This window comes from Ereboglobus sp. PH5-5 (assembly GCF_029504805.1).
In the GTDB taxonomy this organism is placed as follows: domain Bacteria; phylum Verrucomicrobiota; class Verrucomicrobiia; order Opitutales; family Opitutaceae; genus Ereboglobus.
On sequence record NZ_JAQFIT010000012.1, the window covers coordinates 30204 to 47300 of the forward strand.

Annotated in this window: 17 protein-coding genes; 10 read left to right on the forward strand and 7 right to left on the reverse strand. The window is 59.9% G+C overall.

Annotated elements, in window-relative coordinates; genetic code table 11:
* Positions 1-153: 153 nt before the first annotated feature.
* From M2103_RS09045 to M2103_RS09055, 3 genes are all read right to left on the reverse strand, one after another.
* A complete protein-coding gene (locus M2103_RS09045; protein WP_277510070.1) occupies positions 154-759 on the reverse strand; it encodes a hypothetical protein in 606 nt (201 codons plus the stop codon).
* Between the two features lie 156 nt (positions 760-915).
* Positions 916-1383 carry a holo-ACP synthase gene (gene acpS, locus M2103_RS09050; protein ID WP_277510072.1) on the reverse strand — a complete coding sequence of 156 codons (468 nt, stop codon included), beginning with the start codon at positions 1381-1383 and terminating at the stop codon, positions 916-918.
* 138 nt (positions 1384-1521) lie between these two features.
* Positions 1522-2268, reverse strand: a complete 747-nt coding sequence (locus M2103_RS09055; RefSeq protein WP_277510073.1) for a pyridoxine 5'-phosphate synthase — start codon at positions 2266-2268, stop codon at positions 1522-1524.
* Positions 2269-2395: 127 nt separating this feature from the next.
* Between M2103_RS09055 and M2103_RS09060 the strand changes: the two genes are divergently transcribed.
* Complete coding sequence (locus M2103_RS09060) at positions 2396-3175, forward strand: VC0807 family protein (RefSeq protein ID WP_277510074.1); 780 nt, start codon at positions 2396-2398, stop codon at positions 3173-3175.
* Positions 3176-3230: 55 nt separating this feature from the next.
* Here the strand turns inward: M2103_RS09060 and M2103_RS09065 are convergent, their stop codons facing one another.
* Positions 3231-3914, reverse strand: a complete 684-nt coding sequence (locus tag M2103_RS09065) for a trimeric intracellular cation channel family protein (protein WP_277510075.1) — start codon at positions 3912-3914, stop codon at positions 3231-3233.
* A gap of 82 nt (positions 3915-3996) precedes the next feature.
* Between M2103_RS09065 and M2103_RS09070 the strand changes: the two genes are divergently transcribed.
* The 3 genes from M2103_RS09070 to M2103_RS09080 all read left to right on the forward strand — a co-directional run bounded on the left by M2103_RS09070 (position 3997) and on the right by M2103_RS09080 (position 5454).
* On the forward strand, positions 3997-4422 hold the full coding sequence (locus M2103_RS09070) for a hypothetical protein (RefSeq protein ID WP_277510076.1): 426 nt from the start codon (positions 3997-3999) through the stop codon (positions 4420-4422).
* 19 nt (positions 4423-4441) lie between these two features.
* The gene (locus M2103_RS09075) at positions 4442-4930 is read left to right on the forward strand and encodes a DUF6530 family protein (protein ID WP_277510078.1); all 489 of its coding nucleotides are present in this window, start codon (positions 4442-4444) and stop codon (positions 4928-4930) included.
* 107 nt (positions 4931-5037) lie between these two features.
* On the forward strand, positions 5038-5454 hold the full coding sequence (locus M2103_RS09080) for a secondary thiamine-phosphate synthase enzyme YjbQ (RefSeq protein WP_277510080.1): 417 nt from the start codon (positions 5038-5040) through the stop codon (positions 5452-5454).
* Positions 5455-5699: 245 nt separating this feature from the next.
* On the opposite strand, the gene rpsT is transcribed toward M2103_RS09080, so the two are convergent.
* Positions 5700-5960, reverse strand: a complete 261-nt coding sequence (rpsT, locus tag M2103_RS09085) for a 30S ribosomal protein S20 (RefSeq protein WP_277510082.1) — start codon at positions 5958-5960, stop codon at positions 5700-5702.
* 236 nt (positions 5961-6196) lie between these two features.
* On the opposite strand from rpsT, the gene M2103_RS09090 reads away from it, so the two are divergent.
* A complete protein-coding gene (locus M2103_RS09090; protein WP_277510083.1) occupies positions 6197-6895 on the forward strand; it encodes an MTAP family purine nucleoside phosphorylase in 699 nt (232 codons plus the stop codon).
* A 4-nt stretch (positions 6896-6899) separates the two neighbouring features.
* Positions 6900-9113, forward strand: coding sequence for an adenylate/guanylate cyclase domain-containing protein (locus M2103_RS09095; protein WP_277510084.1), 2214 nt, complete (start codon positions 6900-6902; stop codon positions 9111-9113).
* 25 nt (positions 9114-9138) lie between these two features.
* On the opposite strand, the gene M2103_RS09100 is transcribed toward M2103_RS09095, so the two are convergent.
* Positions 9139-9933 carry an outer membrane beta-barrel protein gene (locus M2103_RS09100; protein ID WP_277510086.1) on the reverse strand — a complete coding sequence of 265 codons (795 nt, stop codon included), beginning with the start codon at positions 9931-9933 and terminating at the stop codon, positions 9139-9141.
* 507 nt (positions 9934-10440) lie between these two features.
* On the opposite strand from M2103_RS09100, the gene M2103_RS09105 reads away from it, so the two are divergent.
* A complete protein-coding gene (locus M2103_RS09105; protein WP_108824720.1) occupies positions 10441-10935 on the forward strand; it encodes an HIT domain-containing protein in 495 nt (164 codons plus the stop codon).
* A 65-nt stretch (positions 10936-11000) separates the two neighbouring features.
* Here M2103_RS09105 and M2103_RS09110 read toward each other — a convergent pair whose 3' ends face one another.
* On the reverse strand, positions 11001-13979 hold the full coding sequence (locus M2103_RS09110) for a VIT domain-containing protein (protein WP_277510090.1): 2979 nt from the start codon (positions 13977-13979) through the stop codon (positions 11001-11003).
* Between the two features lie 135 nt (positions 13980-14114).
* On the opposite strand from M2103_RS09110, the gene M2103_RS09115 reads away from it, so the two are divergent.
* From M2103_RS09115 to M2103_RS09125, 3 genes are all read left to right on the forward strand, one after another.
* Entirely contained in the window at positions 14115-15461 is a 1347-nt protein-coding gene (locus M2103_RS09115; RefSeq protein ID WP_277510092.1) for a sodium-dependent transporter, read from the forward strand.
* Positions 15462-15544: 83 nt separating this feature from the next.
* Positions 15545-15820, forward strand: coding sequence for a phosphopantetheine-binding protein (locus M2103_RS09120; protein ID WP_108824723.1), 276 nt, complete (start codon positions 15545-15547; stop codon positions 15818-15820).
* 31 nt (positions 15821-15851) lie between these two features.
* The gene (locus tag M2103_RS09125; protein ID WP_277510096.1) at positions 15852-17048 is read left to right on the forward strand and encodes a hypothetical protein; all 1197 of its coding nucleotides are present in this window, start codon (positions 15852-15854) and stop codon (positions 17046-17048) included.
* The last annotated feature ends 49 nt before the right edge of the window (positions 17049-17097 follow it).

The following is a 17097-nucleotide window of genomic DNA, read 5'->3' on the forward strand; positions in this document are numbered from 1 at the left end:
GGTTGACCGCTGGTAATAAATTGGCTGCTTAAAGCATACTGTTGGAGGGAATAAGCAGTCAATCGAGCCATGACTCTGCGCAAAGCCGTATTCGAATGGCTCGAAAAAAGCACCCCAAGCTTTCACTGTGGCAAAAGTAGATTTTTCACTCATTCACCGCCACCAGCGTTGGTTTTCGTTTTCTTTGCGGCGTTGGGTGGCGTCCTCGGATTCGGTGAAGAGGATCGGGGCGTCGGGGCGGGAGTCGTTGCGGATTACGGGGCGCGTGGGGCGGTCGATCATTCGGTAATAATAGGTGCCATCATCGTCGTTGCCTCCGATGCGGAAGACTTCGACCGCGACTGAGTATTTGTTGTCGGCCGGGTTCCAGAAAACGACCTGCGTGGTGTTGTATTCCCACATGGCGTTGACCGACCATTGACGGAAAATCGCGTCCATTACCAGAAGGCTCATGTATCGGGCGTTTTCGGGCGGGGCAGGGGTGTCGGATGGTTTTGGAGCGTCGCTGCCGGAGGCGGTGGCGGCTGGTGCGGGAGACTGCTGGTCGGTTGCGGCGGTGTCGGTTGGTTGCGCGGTGCCGGAGCTCTGTGTTTCTGAAGGGGCGGATGGTTGCTCTTTTTCGGGACGGTTCAGGTAATCGCTGACTGTGTAGAAGGTGAGCGCGCCGAGAATAAAACCGACCATGATCCACGAGGGAATTTTCGAGGCCTTTTCTCGCGGCGAGCGCAGGTCTTCTTCGGTGTTGTTGTCGGCGGACATATAAAAGGAGTCAGGAGTCAGGATACAGGAGTCAGGAGCTGGAGAATGATGAAAAGTAGCGGGTGGTGAGTAGGCGAAGTGCGGGGATTGTTGGTTTGCTATGTTTACTTCTGGCACTCTGGCTTCTGCCTCTCATTTTTCATTCTGCATGATTCGTTAGCGCGAAGCGCTCACCAAAACGGCGACGGCCATGGCGACGGTGTTGGTGTGCGAGAGGGTGATGAGGACATGCGTCGCGCCGACGCGGGCAAGGAGGTCGCGGGCTTTTTCGTCGAGCTGCACGAGCGGTTCCTGGCGCGTGCCGTGATAGACGGAGACGGAGTGCCAGCCGATTTCGGCACCGATGCCGGTGGTGAAGGCCTTGGCGACGGCTTCCTTGGCGGCGAAGCGCGCGGCGAGGTGCTGGTGCGGATCGCCCATGCCCATGCAGTAGGCGATTTCGCCCGGCGTGTAAACGCGCTCGAGAAAACGGTCGCCCTGTCGCTCGTGCACGGCGCGGATGCGCTCGATGTCGATCACGTCGGCGCCGAGTCCCACGAGCACTCCGCCTTGCGGCATGTCGGGGAAGGGGATGTGCGGGCCGGGTTGCGGGCGTTCGCGAAGGGCGTTGAGGTCAGTGTCCATGGAAATTTTTTTAAGCCAATGGCCGCAAAGAGGCACTCTACGAGTCTGCGAGTGGCCTGACAAAAGCGCAAAAAAATGTCAGCGAAACAGGAGGCTTTTCTTTGCGCATTTTTGATGCCTTTTTGTGGCTATTATTTCTCAGCGGTTCATTCGGGTTTTCATTTCGCGGACGGCCTCGTCGATTCCGGTGACGAGCGCGCGGCTGATGATGCTGTGGCCGATGTTGAGCTCGTGCAGGTGCGGGAGGTCGCGGATTTGTTCGATGTTGACGTAGTTGATGCCGTGGCCGGCGTTGACGCGGATGCCGCAGTTGTGCGCAAGCGCGGCGCCGGTGGCGAGGCGCTTGTATTCGGTGTCGCGGGCGGTGTCGTCAAAATAGGCGTTGGCGTAGGCGCCCGTGTGCAGCTCGACAAAGGGCGCGCCGAGTTTGGCGGCGAGTTCGATTTGCGCGGCGTCGGGATCGATAAAGAGGCTCGTCTTGATGCCGGCGGCGGTCATCGCGTCGATGGTGGCTTTTACGCGGTCACGGTTGCCGGCGACATCGAGGCCGCCCTCGGTGGTGACTTCCTCGCGGTTTTCGGGAACGAGGCAGACGTATTCGGGTTTTAGTTTGAGCGCGAACTCGGTCATGGCGGGCGTGCAGGCCATTTCGAGGTTGAGGCGCGTGGCGATGGTTTCGCGGAGCCGCCACACGTCGCGTTCCTGAATGTGGCGGCGATCTTCGCGGAGGTGGACGGTGATGCCGTCGGCGCCGGCGCGCTCCGCGAGAACGGCGAGCGTGACGGGATCGGGCTCGACGTTTCGGCCGACGGTGGACGCGGCTTGTTTGTAACGGGCCTGGCGGAGCGTGGCGCAATGGTCGATGTTGACACCAAGGAGAATCATGCGGGCGAGCGTGGCAGCATTGGGGCTGGCAGGAAAACACTAAAGTGCGTTTGTCCGATGGCGCGCCGTCGTCTTGCTTCCATTTTTTCCTTTCTGAACGGCGGCGTTTGCATAAGCAAGTGGGCGCATGTCCACACCAGATGAGAGCCAGCCCGTCGTTCCCGCAGCCGCATCGCCCGCGTCCGGGGCGTCCGCCAAACCCGCGCCGAAAAAGGAAAACATGCTGCTCAACCTCATCTGCAACATCGCGCTTCCGACGCTGATATTGATGAAGTTCAGCTCGGACAAATGGCTCGGCCCTCTGTGGGGGCTGCTCGTGGCGCTGGCGTTTCCGGTTTGCTACGGCGCGTGGGACATGGCGACGCGCAAGCATGCCAACATGATTTCGATCGTGGGATTTTGCGGCGTGCTGCTCGGCGGCGGACTCGGGTTGCTGAAGGTGAGCGGCTTCTGGTTTGCCGTGAAGGAGGCGCTCGTGCCGTCGATCATCGGCATCGCGGTGCTCGTCTCGGCGCGCTTGAAAAAACCGCTTGTGCGCGCGCTCATCTACAACGACCAGATCATCGACACGGCGCGCGTGAAGGCGGCGCTTGAGGAGCGCGGCACGCACGGCGCCTTCGAAAAATTGCTCGCGGGCGCGAACAAGTGGCTCGCGCTGACGTTTTTCGTGAGCGCGGTGCTGAATTTTTTTCTCGCCCGCCGACTGATCACGGCGACACCGCGCACGGAGGAATTTAACTCGCAACTCGGCCAGATGCAGCTCTGGAGCTGGCCTGTGATCGTGCTCCCGAGCATGGTCATGCTGATGGTGATTTTGTGGAAACTGCTCGGCGGCCTGCAACGACTCACCGGCCTGGAGCAGGACGCGATTTTCCGCGGCGGGGAGAAGGACGGGCAGGGAAAATAATTTCGACCGGGGAGAACGCCGGCAATCACGAGGGCGCCTAATCGCGCTTGCGCCCTCACTCTCCGCCGCGAAACAAGCCTGCCATCTTGCGCAGGCGCGCGCGGTTTGTGCCGCTGCGGTGCGCGCGGATTTTTGGCAGCGACCAGTTGAAACGCACCGCGATCACGCGCAGCGCCACGATGAACACGATGCACGCCACCGCCTGCCAGTGCCACGTGAGCCGGTCGGACGCCAGCGCGCGCAGAAGGAAATAAAACGCGCCGCCCGCGATCGACACCGACGCGTAGAGTTCCTTTTGAAACAGCATCGGTCGCTCGCCCGAAAGCACGTCGCGGATCACGCCGCCGCCCGCGCCCGTGATCGTGCCGAGCAGCACGCACACGAGCGGCGAAAGCCCGTGGTCGATTCCCTTTTGCATGCCCACGAGCGTGAACACGCCCAGCCCCGCGCCGTCGAAAACGATGTTCCACCAGCCGAGCTTGTGGATGTATCCAAGAAACAATGACGACACGATGATCGCCGCCAGCACCGTGATGATCGTCGCGTGGTCGGACATCCACGAAACCGGCCCGACGCCCAGCATCATGTCGCGCAGCGTGCCGCCTCCGATCGCTGTCGCGAAGCCGAGCACCGCGATGCCGAACAAGTCATAGTCCTTGCTGATGGCGACCGACACGCCCGACACCGCAAACATGAACGTGCCAATGATATTGAGAACGACAAAAAACAGATGGTCCATTTGCGAGAAAATCGGCGACGCTGTCCGATGGACCGCGTCTGTGCAAGCGCGCTTGAATCCAATATTTCAAACTACCCCAACAATGGCCGGTTGTCACAAAAAGCGCACCGACTCCGCTATCACGAACAGTCATAAATTTGATGCCCATAGGGTTTCATTCATTGAGTTGTTGATGTTTGATTGGTGGGACGGCCTCCGTATCGGCTGGTTTGGAAACGAACGCCGTTTGTTATTTGCGGACCGGACAAAGCCGGTTCCAGCAGCGCCCGCAGTTCTCCAGCGTGTTCACAGGTGTGATAAAAAACGTGACCGCTGTGATGGTTTTCAAGGGAGGGGCGCGCTCGCCGAGCGCGCCGAGAATTGCGAGGGACGGACGCGGCGGTTGCGGACTGTCGCTATCGCTCGAAACGGCGAAACCAAACTCCCCACAGTTCCTGTAACACTTTTGAGCACACCCAATATTCACTTAGCTTTGAGATTTTTCTTTACTAAATTAGTAAATTACTAAATTAGTAACGAGCTAATTTATGGAACCACTAAAAATACCAACCACCCTCAAGCACAAACCTGTCGTCATTGCCGAGGATTATGCAAATGTCGACGGTCGATCTGCTTATGATACGGACACGCACGGACTATCGCTTGGCCTCGCCCAATGGAATGACCGCGGCAAAGTCGATATCTCTGCGAAGGTTTGGCGGCACACCGGCGAAAAGTGGTCGCGCCAGTCCGAGGAGCTTCCCCTTCATCGGGTGCTTGATCTCGCGATTTTTGTGTGCCGCGCAAAGCAACATTTTAAGGACGCCTACCGGTTTCCGAAACTTTACGACGAGCAAAATCCCGTCATCGACCGCGTGGGGCTTCAAGGCGATGCCATGACGCTGAAAATCTGCACCGACAACGAAAACCTCGACGAAGACATTCACCTGTTCCACCAGGCGCTGAGCAATGACGACGAACTTTTGGGCGAACGCCTAAAGGCGCTGGCGGGCATCCTGCGCGAAATGGGCTACTGAAATCTTTGCGAAAAGCCGCGGGCGTTTGTCGTGATTTTGCCGTGTCTGCAAACCGGCGCATCATTTCTTCTGTTGAAAACCCCGGTGTTTGCCGAAAAATCAGCGGCATGAAATCCCATCGCAAGGAACTCTGGTTTGAAGTCCCTCAACGCCGCGGGCTCGTCAACATCACGCCGCAAGTCGAGGCGGCACTTAAGGAAAGCGGCATTCGCGAGGGCTTGTGCCTTGTGAACGCCATGCACATCACCGCGAGCGTGTTCATCAACGATGACGAATCCGGTTTGCACGCCGACTACGAGCGATGGCTCGAAAAACTCGCGCCGGAAAAACCCCACTCACAATACGCCCACAACGGCGCCGAGGACAACGCCGACGCGCACCTCAAGCGCACAATCATGGGTCGCGAAGTCGTCGTCGCCGTGACCAATGGCCGCCTCGATTTCGGCCCGTGGGAACAGATTTTCTACTACGAACTCGACGGCCTGCGCCGCAAGCGCGCGTTGATAAAAATCATCGGCGAGTGATTCCGAGAAACGGCATGGCCGTTTTGGGGTAGGGCGAACCCTCCGGGTGAGCCGTGGATGTTAGGGCTTGCCCGGAGGGTTCGCCCCTACTGCCGTTTCATTTCGCGCGCGCCCGTGTTTTTGCGATCGAAAAACCGGGCACAAAAAAGCAGGCCCCGAAACCTTGGCGGCTTGCGGGGGCCTGCGTAAATTTGAAAACAAGAGCGTCGCCGGGCAAGCCGGCGCAAAACGCGCGCGAGGCGGTTTTATTTGGCTTGCGCGTATTTTGCGGCGTGGGACTTGGCGCGGGCCGCGGCGTTCTTGTGGACGACACCGGACTTAGTGGCCTTGTCCATCGCGGAGGCGTAGGCGCTTGCGGCGGACTTGGCCGCGGCGGCGTCGCCCGACTTGGCGGCGGCTTTGAACTTCTTGTGGAGAGTCTTCAGACGGGTCTTGACGACTTTGTTGCGCGCGGTGAAACGCACGGTTTTGCGGGCTGCCTTGATGGCGGATTTAGTGTTGGCCATGACTTATGAATAAAATGTGTAAGTCGCGTAGAAACCCAAACACGGGCGGGCGAGTCAAGGTTTTCTTTGCCGTGCCCAATGCGGGACGCCTTTCGCCATTCTCCAATGGCGGAAATTAACAAGCAGTTTTTCGCATGGTGTTTTTCGATTCTTTTGAAGTTTGCGCGCCAATGTATTCGACTTGCAAAAGCCAGCTTCGACTTGAGGTGTGGCATGTGTTCTGCTCGCATTGCGTCATGAAAGTCGCATTTGTTAGCGGAACCAGCATTGTGAACTCCGATCTTTTTTCGGAATGGGAGGAGCGTTCGGCCACGACAAAATACGGCACGGTTGGTTACAAGGCGCGCGGCGAGCATGTGATTCTGAACCGTCACGGCACCGGTGTTCCAAAGCCGCCGCATGCGATCAACTACCGCGCAAACATTCGCGCGCTGGCCGATCTCGGTTTCACGGATGTGGTGTCGTTGAACTCGGTCGGCTCGTTGCGGCTGAACCTGACTCCGGGCACGATTGTTTCGTGCGGCGACTATGTTTGTTTGCAGGACGGGCCGCGGACATTTTTTGACGACGAGTTGAGGGGCGGCTCGGCGGGCATCGACAACAACCTGATTCCGATGCTCGTGGAAAAACTCGCGCCCGAGTTCGAGATTCAGACGGGGAAGGTTTATGTGCAGATGCGCGGGCCGCGCTTCGAGACGAAGGCGGAAATCCAGATTCTCAAAAACTGGGGCGACGTGGTCGGCATGACGGCGGCGCACGAGGCGGATCTGTGCAGCGAGATCGGGCTGCGTTACAACTCGCTCGCGATCATCGACAATTACGCCAACGGGCTGGCGGGCGAGGAAATCGACTTCATTAAATTCAAGGACCTGGTGCGCGACAACCAGATCAAGGTGAACCGTCTCTTCGCGCGCCTTCTGGAGGTCTTTGCCTGATCCCATGCGGAACTCGCCGTTCAAATGGTTGATCCTGCTCGCGGTCACACTGATTTGGTGTGGGGTGAATTATTTTGGCCTGCTCGAATTCATCGAGGAGGAGACGGTTGACTGGCGGTTTCAATATCGGGGCGAGCTGCCGGGGCAGGGGAAGATTTTTTACCTGGATGTCGACGCAAAATCCATCGCCGACATCGGCAACCTGGCGTGGGATCGCGCGTATTATGTGGACGTGTGCGAGGCGGCGTTGAAGGAGGGCGGGGCGAGCGCGATTGGCATCGACTATGTGTTTTCGGACCGGGGCATGCCGGAAATCGCGGACAGGGAGCGTTTCCAAAAGGGCACATTGCGCATGGCGGGTTTGTTGTTTTCGGAGCCGCCGCCGCCCGTCGTGCTCGCGGCGGGTTACGCGTCGTCGCATGATCGCGACATCAACGGCCTGCCGATCGTGCGCGAGATGCCGCGCGTGCTTGATTCCTCGTCAAAGGCGCAGCCTCCGGAGCTGCCCCAAATTCGCGTGCGCAACCGCATTTACACCCCGCCGCATGTGGGGTTGATCGACACGATTGACGGCGCGATGAACCGGGTGCCGCTTTTCGCGCCCGACGAGCACAGGACGTGGTATCACATGAGCGTGGAGCTCGCGCGCCTGGCGTGGAAGCTTCCGCAGAAGGGCGTGCGCGTGCATGCGAACCGGCTGGAGTTTGTGCGCGCCGACGGCGTGGTGCTGGCCTCGGTGCCGTTGCTCGACGGGCAGGATGTGGAGGTGAACTGGTCGACGCGCTGGGATTCGCCGCAGAACGCGCGCGCGAGCTTCTCCGACGCGCTTGCGGCCGCGGGCATGTTGAAATCGGAGAAGGCCGAGGAGCGCGAGGCGGCGATGAAGCTTTTCGAGCGGATGCGCGACTCGATCGTGCTGATCGGCCCGGTCGATCCGCTGCTGCAGGATCGCGCGCCGACGCGCCTCGACGCGCTGCCGGTGCCGCGCGTGGGCTTGATCGGCACGCTGATCCGCCAGTTTCAATCGGGCGCTTACGTGCGCCGCGTTCCGGCGTGGGCGCAGTGGATGCTGATCATCGGCCTGACCGCGGGCGTGTGCGGGCTGCAACTGGCGAACCTCCGCGGGCGCTGGGGCGTGGCCGCGAAGGCCGGGGCGGCGGCGCTCGTGGTGGCGTATGTGTGGTGCGTGTTTTTTGTTTTTCTGCGTTACAATTTGATCCTGCCGCTCGTGATCCCGCTGTTCTCGGCGTTCACGACGAGCTTTGCGCTGACGGCGCTGCTGCTGGTGGTCGCGGAACGGATGCGCAGCAGGATCACGAGTTTCTTCGGCACGTATGTGTCCCCCGCGCTTGTGCAACGCATGATCGAGTCGGGCGATGAACCGCAACTCGGCGGCGTCGAGGTGCCGATCACGGCGTATTTCAGCGATATTCAAAACTTCACAATGGTGGCCGAGTCGCTTTCGCCGACACGGCTCGTCGAGTTCATGAACGACTATCTTTCCTCGGCGACGGATGTGATCACCGATCAGGAGGGCACGCTCGACAAATACATGGGCGACGCCGTGGTGGCGATGTTCGGCGCGCCGGTGGCGAACGTGGACCATGCCCTGCGCGCGTGCGTGGCGACGCAGCTCGTGCATGCGAAGAACATGGAGATCCGCGAGCGCTGGCCCGAAATCGTCCAAAAAATGCCCGTGCGCAGCCAGATCGGTCTGAGCACCGGAAAGGCGACCGTGGGCAACATCGGATCGCGCACGCGCTTCGACTACACGATGATGGGCGACACGGTGAACATCGCCGCGCGCCTCGAAAACGCGGCCCGTGTTTACGGCGTGCAGACCCTGGTTTCGGGTGAGACGCGCGAGGGCGCGGAAAAATACGGAAACCAGTGCGTGTTTCGCAATCTGGGCAAAATCGTCGTGAAGGGCCGCCAGCACCCCGTCGATATCCACGAAATCATGGGGCTGCGCGACCGCCTGCCGGCGGCGGCGCTGGAGTGCAAACGGGTGTTCGAGGAGGGGCTGGAAAAATTTTTCGCGCGCGACTGGGCCGGCGCGGCGGAGTTGTTCGCTCAAAGTGCCAAGCTGGAATGGTATCCGGTGATCGTCCCCGGGCAGCGCACGCCGTCGGAGGTTTTCCTGGATCGTTGCGAGGCGCTAAAAAAGAACCCGCCCAGCGGGGACTGGACGGGCGTGTATGTGATGGAAACAAAGTGACGGTCGCGCCGTCGTTTTTTGTGGCTTAGTAATTCCAGCCGACGGAGACGTTGACGCGGTGATTCATCATGCCGTTGCCGGAGGTGCTGGCCCAGTTGCAGGTGTAGGAGAGCTGGCCGAAAACGTGTTTGCTGAAGTAGATGTTGGCGCCCGCGGTCGCGCCAAGAGTGAAATAGGTGTCGTCAACGGTGGGTGTGTCCCAGTAATAGTTGTCCCACGAATCCCAATGCCCCCATCCGTGTCCATTGATTATGTTAGTATCGATATACATAAACCCGATGGAGCCTTGGACGAAAGGCCGGAATTTTCCGGTCATCAAATCGTATCGTATGGAAATGTCACCGGTGCCGATGTCGGCTTCGTGGTTGGTGTGGCGTGTTACAGGATCACCGTCTCTTGTCTCACCCACGAACGTGGCTGAATAATCGGGATTGGTGAATGCGAACTGGGCATGCACGGAAAGCTGTTCAGTGATGTTGTAACCGGCTCCGAATCCTATGAACCACGAGTCGTCGAGGTCTATGTGCATTTTGCCACTGGCTCGATTGGAATACTCATTCGGTCGACTGCCTATGCGCACGTTATTCGCCTTCATCTTGAAGTCGTCGAAGAACCACGCGCCGGTGACGACGTAGAAGTCCCAGGTGCCGGCGTGCGGCGCTTGATAGGTGTAGGTGGTCTGCGCGGGCGACGTGGAGACGCTTTGCGGCGGCTTGTAGTCGGGCGCGACGCTTTTGGGCGTGGGCACCGAAGTTTGGGCGTGCGCGGAAAATGCCGCGGCGGCGAACAAGGCGACAAGTAATGAGATTTTAGTCTTCATAGTTTGAGGAGTTCTTGATGGCTGTGGTTTGGAGGTGTGTTGGTGTGTTTGCTTGGGATGAGTCACTTGGACACTGCTTATGTGTTTTGGTGCAATTTTTTGATAAAAAGCCGCGCATAAATCTAGTTTTTACGAACCAATAAAACGCCAAACTCAAAGTCATCCATTAAATGACACTGAGTTTCTAACTGTTGCATATAAATGAATTGCAATTCGCCTGTATTTTCAAATACGCGAAGTGCCGGCGTGTTTTTTTATTTTGAACGGGGGTTGTCGCATTTCATGGATTTGCCGGTGATTTCGCTGCGCTTTTGGTTTTACGCGGAAGGTTGCCCGCGCCCGCGCTGATTCAACCGCAAAATCCCTCATGAAATGAATTTGAAGGCGGGGCGGGCGGCCATGCAACAATCCCCGTGTTGTTCGCCCATGCCTTCGGCGGTCTCCCGACCGTCGCTTCATCGCAAGCGCGTCTTTGACTTTCACGGCGGGAGCAATCACGCTCAAATCATGGAACAACTTCACGCATTCTGGCGCATGGATTACATCGAGGCGCCGCGCGCGCCGAAAAGCGCGAAACCTTTCAGCGCGTTGCCCGCGATGGGCGACGACCGCGCCGCGCTCATCGTTTATCGCGGTGCGTTGTCCTACTTGATGCTGAACCGCTTCCCCTACAACCCGGGGCACTTGCTCGCGATTCCCTTTCGCGAGGTGGCGGACATTGAGGAGCTGACGCCGGAGGAAAGCGCGGATTTGTTTCGCACAATTATCCTCGCAAAAAAACTGCTGCGCGTGGTGATCGGGCCGGACGGTTTTAATGTGGGTTTCAACCTTGGCACCGCGTCGGGCGGCAGCATTGAGCATTTGCACGCGCACATCGTGCCGCGCTGGAATGGCGACACTAATTTCATGCCGGTAATCGGCCAGACACGCGTGCTCCCCCAGGCGCTCGAAACGACGTGGGAGAAACTGCACGCGGAAGCCGCGCGCCTCGCGGCCTCGTAAGGTTCGCAACAAGTGTGGCAGGTTGCGGATTGCGCAACCGGTTCCGTGCAGCGGTTCCGGTGCGATCATTCCCCGATTACAATCGAGCCGATCTCAAGCTCCTCTTTCTTGTCCACGAGCCGCACGGTGATGAGTTTTTCCTTTTCGCTCGCCGTGCCGAAATCGGTGATCAACCGCACCTGCGCCGTCACCGGACCGAGCGCGGTCTGGCGGCTGTCGCCGTAATAATTGATGCGCACCGTGTATTTGCCGGCCTTCGGCGTGCGCACCAAAAATTCCTCCGGCCCGTAGCCGCCGGTGAAGTCGCGCGACATGCGCCCGCCCTGATAAGTGAGCGGATGGTTATACATGGCGCGCTCGCCGTTCGGGTCGTCAACCCACAGGTCGATGTCGCAGTTGTCGGCGTCCCACGTCAGAATGACGCGCAGGCCGGCGGACAAATTTTTCAGCAAACGCCTGTCGATTTTGGAGGCGTCGATTTTTCCCTCATGCGTGGCTATGATGGCGTTTAACTCGCCGAGCGCGATCATCTCGATCTCGGGGAAACGGCCGTCCCATTTGCGGCTCACAACCTCCCAAAGCAGATCGACCGCGCGCTGATACTGCTCGAGCTTGGCGCAAACGAGCGCAAGGTCGCGGCGGCTCTGCGGTTCCTCTCCGCGAATCTTCAACACACGCTCGAACACCGGCAGCGCAAGATCGGGTCGCCCCGCCTGCGTGAGGCGATGGCCGAGCACGCGCAACAGCGCCGCATCCTCAAGCCCGAGCTCCGCGAGATTGGACAAAATCTGCAACGCGGTCGGCGCGTGCTTGGCCTCGTCGAAGAAATATCCTGCGACATCGAGATAAAAACCCGGCTCTCGCGCATGGTCGGCGCGCTCCTCAAGGTAAATCGAAAATCGCTCCGCCTCCGGCGCGCGCCGCAACCGGTCGAGATAACTCGCCGAAGGCGACCAGCGCTGGAGGGCGATGGAGGCGACCGGTGGCTCATCCACGCGCCGTCCGTCCTTAAAGCCGGGTCGATCTAATTCCGACACACTGAAGAAGCTTGCGGCTGGAACAGGAGAGTCAGCCAGAACCACACTTTCCTGAACCTGACTTCTTGCAGGCGCGCGTGATCTGGCAGCAGAAACCGCGAAGCGTTCCAAGGTAACTACATCACTTCGTGTTTCCTCTGTGGCACGTTTCTCTTTCTCTGCGACCTTTGGTTTTGGTGTGTCCTTCGGAAATTTCTTCTCCCACCACTTCACGCGTTCATCGAACATCTTCACAACACGATCAATCTGTTGCGTGCGGTTTTTGTTGGTTACGGCGTCGGTCGTGCGGCGTTGTTTGAGCCATTCGTTACGCAATTCCGCAGGCGGTTCGATGTCGTAGCGGATGTAATCGGCGAGCGTTTCCAAAACGATCAGCGATGTGTCCGGCGTGACGATGCGGAACTCGCGGCTTGTGCGGCGGATGTCCTCGCGGTTGTCGCCAGCGGACGCCGCCAGCGCTTCGATCTTCGCCACCGCCCACGCGCGCGCGGCGAGCGTGCTTGGATTTTCGCCTGACCTCACAGGCACATCGACTGTGCCCAGCACGCCTCCTCCAGTCAGGCCGATTTTCAAGCGAACGGTTGCCTCGGATTTTCTCAAAATACCGGTCACGATTATCGTATTTCCGGATGGCAGTGGTGTTCCCGCCTCGGGAAATACTTGAGCAACCGCCTCGGGATCGCGCTCCACCGCCACAATGCTCAACGAGTGCCAGCGCAACCGATACCGTGCCGCGTTGGCGTCGATTGCCATTAGATCGACAAACTCTCCTCCTCCGCTTGCGGCAAGTCGGCGAAGCAGCGCTGGCGCGGCGCTTGCGCTCGCATTTACGACATGCACGGGCGCGCGCAGAGGAAGTTTTTCAAGATTTTGTGTCGCGCCAAAATTGATAAGGCCGTCGGAAAACAACAGCCACTCGCCCACGGATTCGTCGTCAGCGATGCCGTCAAACGAAGTTGCGCCGTCGTAGATTGTTTTTTCGAGCGCGGCGCGGAGCTCCGCCCACTTGCCGTCGCGCACCTTGAACACAACCGGATCGGACGCCGTGTTGCGCAGGAAAACAAGCCTGACCTCGACATTGCGCACCGCTGCAAACCACGCGTCGAGCAGCGCAAACTCGCGCTCATGATCGCGTGCGCGGCCCGAGCCGGAGGCATCCCACAGGATGCCAACGCGCTTCGGCGTGGCGCGCGGTTTTGGAGCAATCGCCGGAAGGGAAACCGGCGCCTCGGCATAAAAATATTCGCGTCCGTTGAACGTCTCCGTGATCACGGCGGGGCGGAGATCGGCGTTCGCGAAAGCGGAAGGCAACTCGAGCTCGAGCACGCCGCGCGCGGTGAAGTTTTCTTTTTTCACCTGAAGCACATGACCGTCGCGCCATGCGGGCAATTCGAGTGCGAGCGTGGTGCTCGCCTTCGCCGGTTTCGCGCCGGGCGCGGCGAAGACACTCGCGGTGAGATTGAAGGTTCTCAGCTCATTCGGAAAATTGAGCGCGAGGCGGTAGCGCGGCGCTTTGTTCGCGGCGGTCGACGCGGTCATCAAATCCTCCTGATACGCGATCACGATGCGGCGCGTGCCGTTGGCCGGAATTGGGAAAATACGCGCGCGGTAATTGTTGCCCGCGGTTTGTTCGAGCAGGCCGGGATCAACCTGGCGGCGCTCGATTTCCTCGAACACCACGCGGCCCTTTTCCTTTTCAACCGGCACGGCCTCGCGGAGCGCGCCGTTGATATCGAGCGCGAAACGCACCACGCGCTGCCCGTCGAGAAGAGGAAACTCGAACGTGCCTTCGAGATCGCGTCCGTTGGGATTGGCGAAAACAAGGTCGAAAGTTGTCACCGCAAAACGTCCCGTGATTTCGGTGGAAATGTCGGCGGAGCGAATGAGCACGCGCTCGGCTTTTGGGTCGGTGGGGGTGAGCACGATCTGCGCGCGGGCAATCGGCGTCAATATCAGCAGAAAAACGGCGAGAAGGGCAAAACCGCGAGGCAACGGGCAGGATTTCATAATATGAAATATGGACATGCTTTTTTTACGGGCGAGCAGGGAATTTATTAATTGGGTGATTATCAGGAGGCTCCTGCTCCATTAAAATGCTCGCGCCCCCATGAAAAGCTTACTTAGTTAGACGCTTTTTTTGCCATGGCTCGCTCTCAGTGGAGTTCACGTTTCGGGTTTATTCTGGCGGCCGCGGGTTCGGCTGTCGGGCTTGGCGCGGTGTGGAAGTTTCCCTACGTCACGGCCACGAACGGCGGCGGCGTTTTTCTGTTCATTTACCTGGCGATCAGCCTGACGCTCGGGCTTGTGCTCATGGTCACGGAATGGGCGCTCGGGCGCGCCGCGCAATCCGGGCCGGTCGGTGTGTTCAAGCGCGCAACCAAAAACGGCGCCAGCCCCGCGTGGGCGCTCATCGGTTACGGCACCATACTCACCTGCTTTTTAATTCTTTCGTTTTACTGCGTCGTGGGGGGATGGACGGTTGCCTACTTCCTGAAGTCGCTCGGCGCCGGCGGGCCGTTGCTCACTCCGGACGCGGAGGTGCTCAAGGCGCAATTCGACGCGTTTGTGGGCAATCCCCTGTGGTCGTCGCTTTCCTTCGTGACGTTCGCGGCGCTCACCACGTGGATCGTGGTTGGCGGCGTGAGCAAGGGCATCGAAACGCTTTCGAAATACCTGATGCCCGTGCTGTTTTTGCTGATGCTCGTGCTTATCGTGCGCGGGCTCACATTGCCCGGAGCGACCGACGGCCTGCTGTATTATTTGCGTCCGGATTTTTCAAAAATCACCGGCGGGATGCTGGTCGACGCGATGGGCCTCTCGCTTTTTTCGCTTTCGCTGGGCATGGGCATCATGGTGACCTACGGCTCCTACATCACCCGCGAAACCAAGCTCGTGCGCTCGTCGCTGTGGGTGATTTTCCTGGCGGTGACGACTTGCTTTCTCGCGGGGCTGATGGTGCTGCCGCCCGTGTTTGCGTTCGGTTTCAGCCCGACGACGGGGCCGGGCCTGACGATGGTCACGATGCCCGCGGTGTTCGCGCACCTGCCGGCGGGCAGCATGTTCGCGATGGCGTTTTTCTTTCTGCTTCTCGTGGCGGCGCTCACCTCGTCGGTGTCGATTTTGGAGGTGATCGTGAGTTTTCTGATCGACGAATTCGGCTGGTCGCGCCGCAAGGCCGCGTGGCTCACGGTGGCGGCGTTTTGCGTGACGGGCCTGGGCGCCTGCCTGTCGCAGGACGGCGGCTGGCTGGGCGGCGCCACCGTGTTTGGAAAAAATCTTTTCAACCTCTATGATTACACGACCTCGAACCTTCTCATGCCGCTTGGTGAGCTGGCGCTGGCAATTTTTGCCGGCTGGGTTGCCTGGCCCCTGATCGAAACGCAGGTGGGCGCGAGCGACTCGCGCTCGGTGTTGATGCGCGCGATGAGAGTCTTTTTGCGCTTCGTCCTGCCCGTGCTGATCGTGATCGTGATGATCAGCGGATTATAGGCCGCGATTCCGCATCCGCGCTTTACTGGCTTGCCTAGGGGCGCCCGGACAGCGTTTTTTCTTGAGGCACACTTTTACTATTCATGTCCGATTCGCTCATACCACGTTTGAAACAGATCATCATCACAACGCTCAATCTCGAGGGAATGACTCCCGAGGAGATTGACGAGAACGCGCCGCTCATCGGCTCCGGGCTGGCGCTCGACTCGATCGACGCGCTCGAGCTCGTTGTGAAACTCGAAAAGGAATTCGGCATCAAAATCTCCAGCAGCGAGGAATCGCGCGCCGCCCTTGCGAGCATCACGAGCCTTGCCGAGTTCATTCGCAATCGCGCCGACCCCTCCAAGCTCTCCGCCTGACCGCCCGCTTCTCTTCCCCGAATTGCAATCCGTGCCGCACACCTCCTTGGAAACAGCCGCGCCCGCCGTCCGCCTGGCGGCCTGCGAATGTCTCACGCCCTTCGGTGGCACAAACGAGACCCTCGCCGCATTGCTTCGCGGTGAAAGCGCCTTGCGCGCGACGCACGTCCTCGGCGCTGATGGCGGCGATCTCGTGCCGCTGGCCTTGCTGCCGGACCGCGCGCTCAACGAGGAATCGCCGCCCGCGTGGCTCGCGCGGTTGCGCCAGTTTCTCGCGCCCGTGACCGGCCCGATGTGGGGCACCGCGCGCCGCCCCGTCATCGTCACGAGCAGCAACTTTGGCGTTGGCAGTCTCTACGCGTATCATCACGCGCAAACCGCGGCCGATGCGAACCACGCGCCTTACGGCCCCATCCACAAATCCGTCGCCAGTCTTCGCGATGCCTGCGAGTGGGGGCCGAACATCACTATTTTTTCTCACGCCTGCGTCTCCGCGCACCTCGGCCTTGTGCACGCCGCGCGGCTGCTTGCGCTCGGCGGTGGCGGTGCCAATGACAGCGGCGCCGGGCGCGCCCCCGTCGACGAGGTGCTCGTCGTTTCCTACGATTTTCTCAGTCCGTTTGTCGCGGGCGGGTTCCATTCGTTGAAAATCCTCAACACCGAATTTCCCGCGCCCTACATGGATCGCGCCACCGGCTCGATCGGGCTTGGTGACGGCGCGGGTTTTGCCGTGCTCGCGCGCGATCGCGGCGCGCACCGGATTGCCGCGCAAAGCCTGCACAACGAAATGCATCACTTCACCGCGAACCGGCCCGACGGCGCGGGTTTCGCCTCCGTGTTCGCGCCCATTGCAAAGGCCGCCGCCGGAATGCGCGTGTGGATAAAGGGTCACGGCACCGGCACGCTCGAGGCGGGTCGCCTCGAATCAAGCGCCGTCGCCGCCGCGTTTCCTGGCGCGCCGCTCGTCAGCTGGAAAGGCGCGCTCGGCCACACGCTCGGAAGCTGCGGTCTCGTTGAACTCGCCATCGCCGCCGCGTCCATGCGCAATCCCGCCAGTGACGGGCAACCGTTGCGCGCGCCCGGCACCGTCGGCACCAGCGCTCCGGTCTTCACATCACAAGTCGCCACCGCGCCTTTCGACACGGCCGCGTTCGACGGAGTCGTCTGCGCCAGCAACGCATTCGGCGGCGCCCACGCCGCGCTGCTTTTGTTGAAAGACGGAAAATAGAATGCAGAATACAGGAGTCAGAATGCCGGAAAATCAGAAACTTAAACTT

Excerpts from the sequence above, each read along its gene's own strand:
- M2103_RS09045 (WP_277510070.1), bottom strand. The coding sequence starts at position 759 with ATGTCCGCCGACAACAACACCGAAGAAGACCTGCGCTCGCCGCGAGAA.
- acpS (WP_277510072.1), bottom strand. The coding sequence starts at position 1,383 with ATGGACACTGACCTCAACGCCCTTCGCGAACGCCCGCAACCCGGCCCG.
- M2103_RS09055 (WP_277510073.1), bottom strand. The coding sequence starts at position 2,268 with ATGATTCTCCTTGGTGTCAACATCGACCATTGCGCCACGCTCCGCCAG.
- M2103_RS09060 (WP_277510074.1), top strand. The coding sequence starts at position 2,396 with ATGTCCACACCAGATGAGAGCCAGCCCGTCGTTCCCGCAGCCGCATCG.
- M2103_RS09065 (WP_277510075.1), bottom strand. The coding sequence starts at position 3,914 with ATGGACCATCTGTTTTTTGTCGTTCTCAATATCATTGGCACGTTCATG.
- M2103_RS09070 (WP_277510076.1), top strand. The coding sequence starts at position 3,997 with ATGGCCGGTTGTCACAAAAAGCGCACCGACTCCGCTATCACGAACAGT.
- M2103_RS09075 (WP_277510078.1), top strand. The coding sequence starts at position 4,442 with ATGGAACCACTAAAAATACCAACCACCCTCAAGCACAAACCTGTCGTC.
- M2103_RS09080 (WP_277510080.1), top strand. The coding sequence starts at position 5,038 with ATGAAATCCCATCGCAAGGAACTCTGGTTTGAAGTCCCTCAACGCCGC.
- rpsT (WP_277510082.1), bottom strand. The coding sequence starts at position 5,960 with ATGGCCAACACTAAATCCGCCATCAAGGCAGCCCGCAAAACCGTGCGT.
- M2103_RS09090 (WP_277510083.1), top strand. The coding sequence starts at position 6,197 with ATGAAAGTCGCATTTGTTAGCGGAACCAGCATTGTGAACTCCGATCTT.
- M2103_RS09095 (WP_277510084.1), top strand. The coding sequence starts at position 6,900 with ATGCGGAACTCGCCGTTCAAATGGTTGATCCTGCTCGCGGTCACACTG.
- M2103_RS09100 (WP_277510086.1), bottom strand. The coding sequence starts at position 9,933 with ATGAAGACTAAAATCTCATTACTTGTCGCCTTGTTCGCCGCCGCGGCA.
- M2103_RS09105 (WP_108824720.1), top strand. The coding sequence starts at position 10,441 with ATGGAACAACTTCACGCATTCTGGCGCATGGATTACATCGAGGCGCCG.
- M2103_RS09110 (WP_277510090.1), bottom strand. The coding sequence starts at position 13,979 with ATGAAATCCTGCCCGTTGCCTCGCGGTTTTGCCCTTCTCGCCGTTTTT.
- M2103_RS09115 (WP_277510092.1), top strand. The coding sequence starts at position 14,115 with ATGGCTCGCTCTCAGTGGAGTTCACGTTTCGGGTTTATTCTGGCGGCC.
- M2103_RS09120 (WP_108824723.1), top strand. The coding sequence starts at position 15,545 with ATGTCCGATTCGCTCATACCACGTTTGAAACAGATCATCATCACAACG.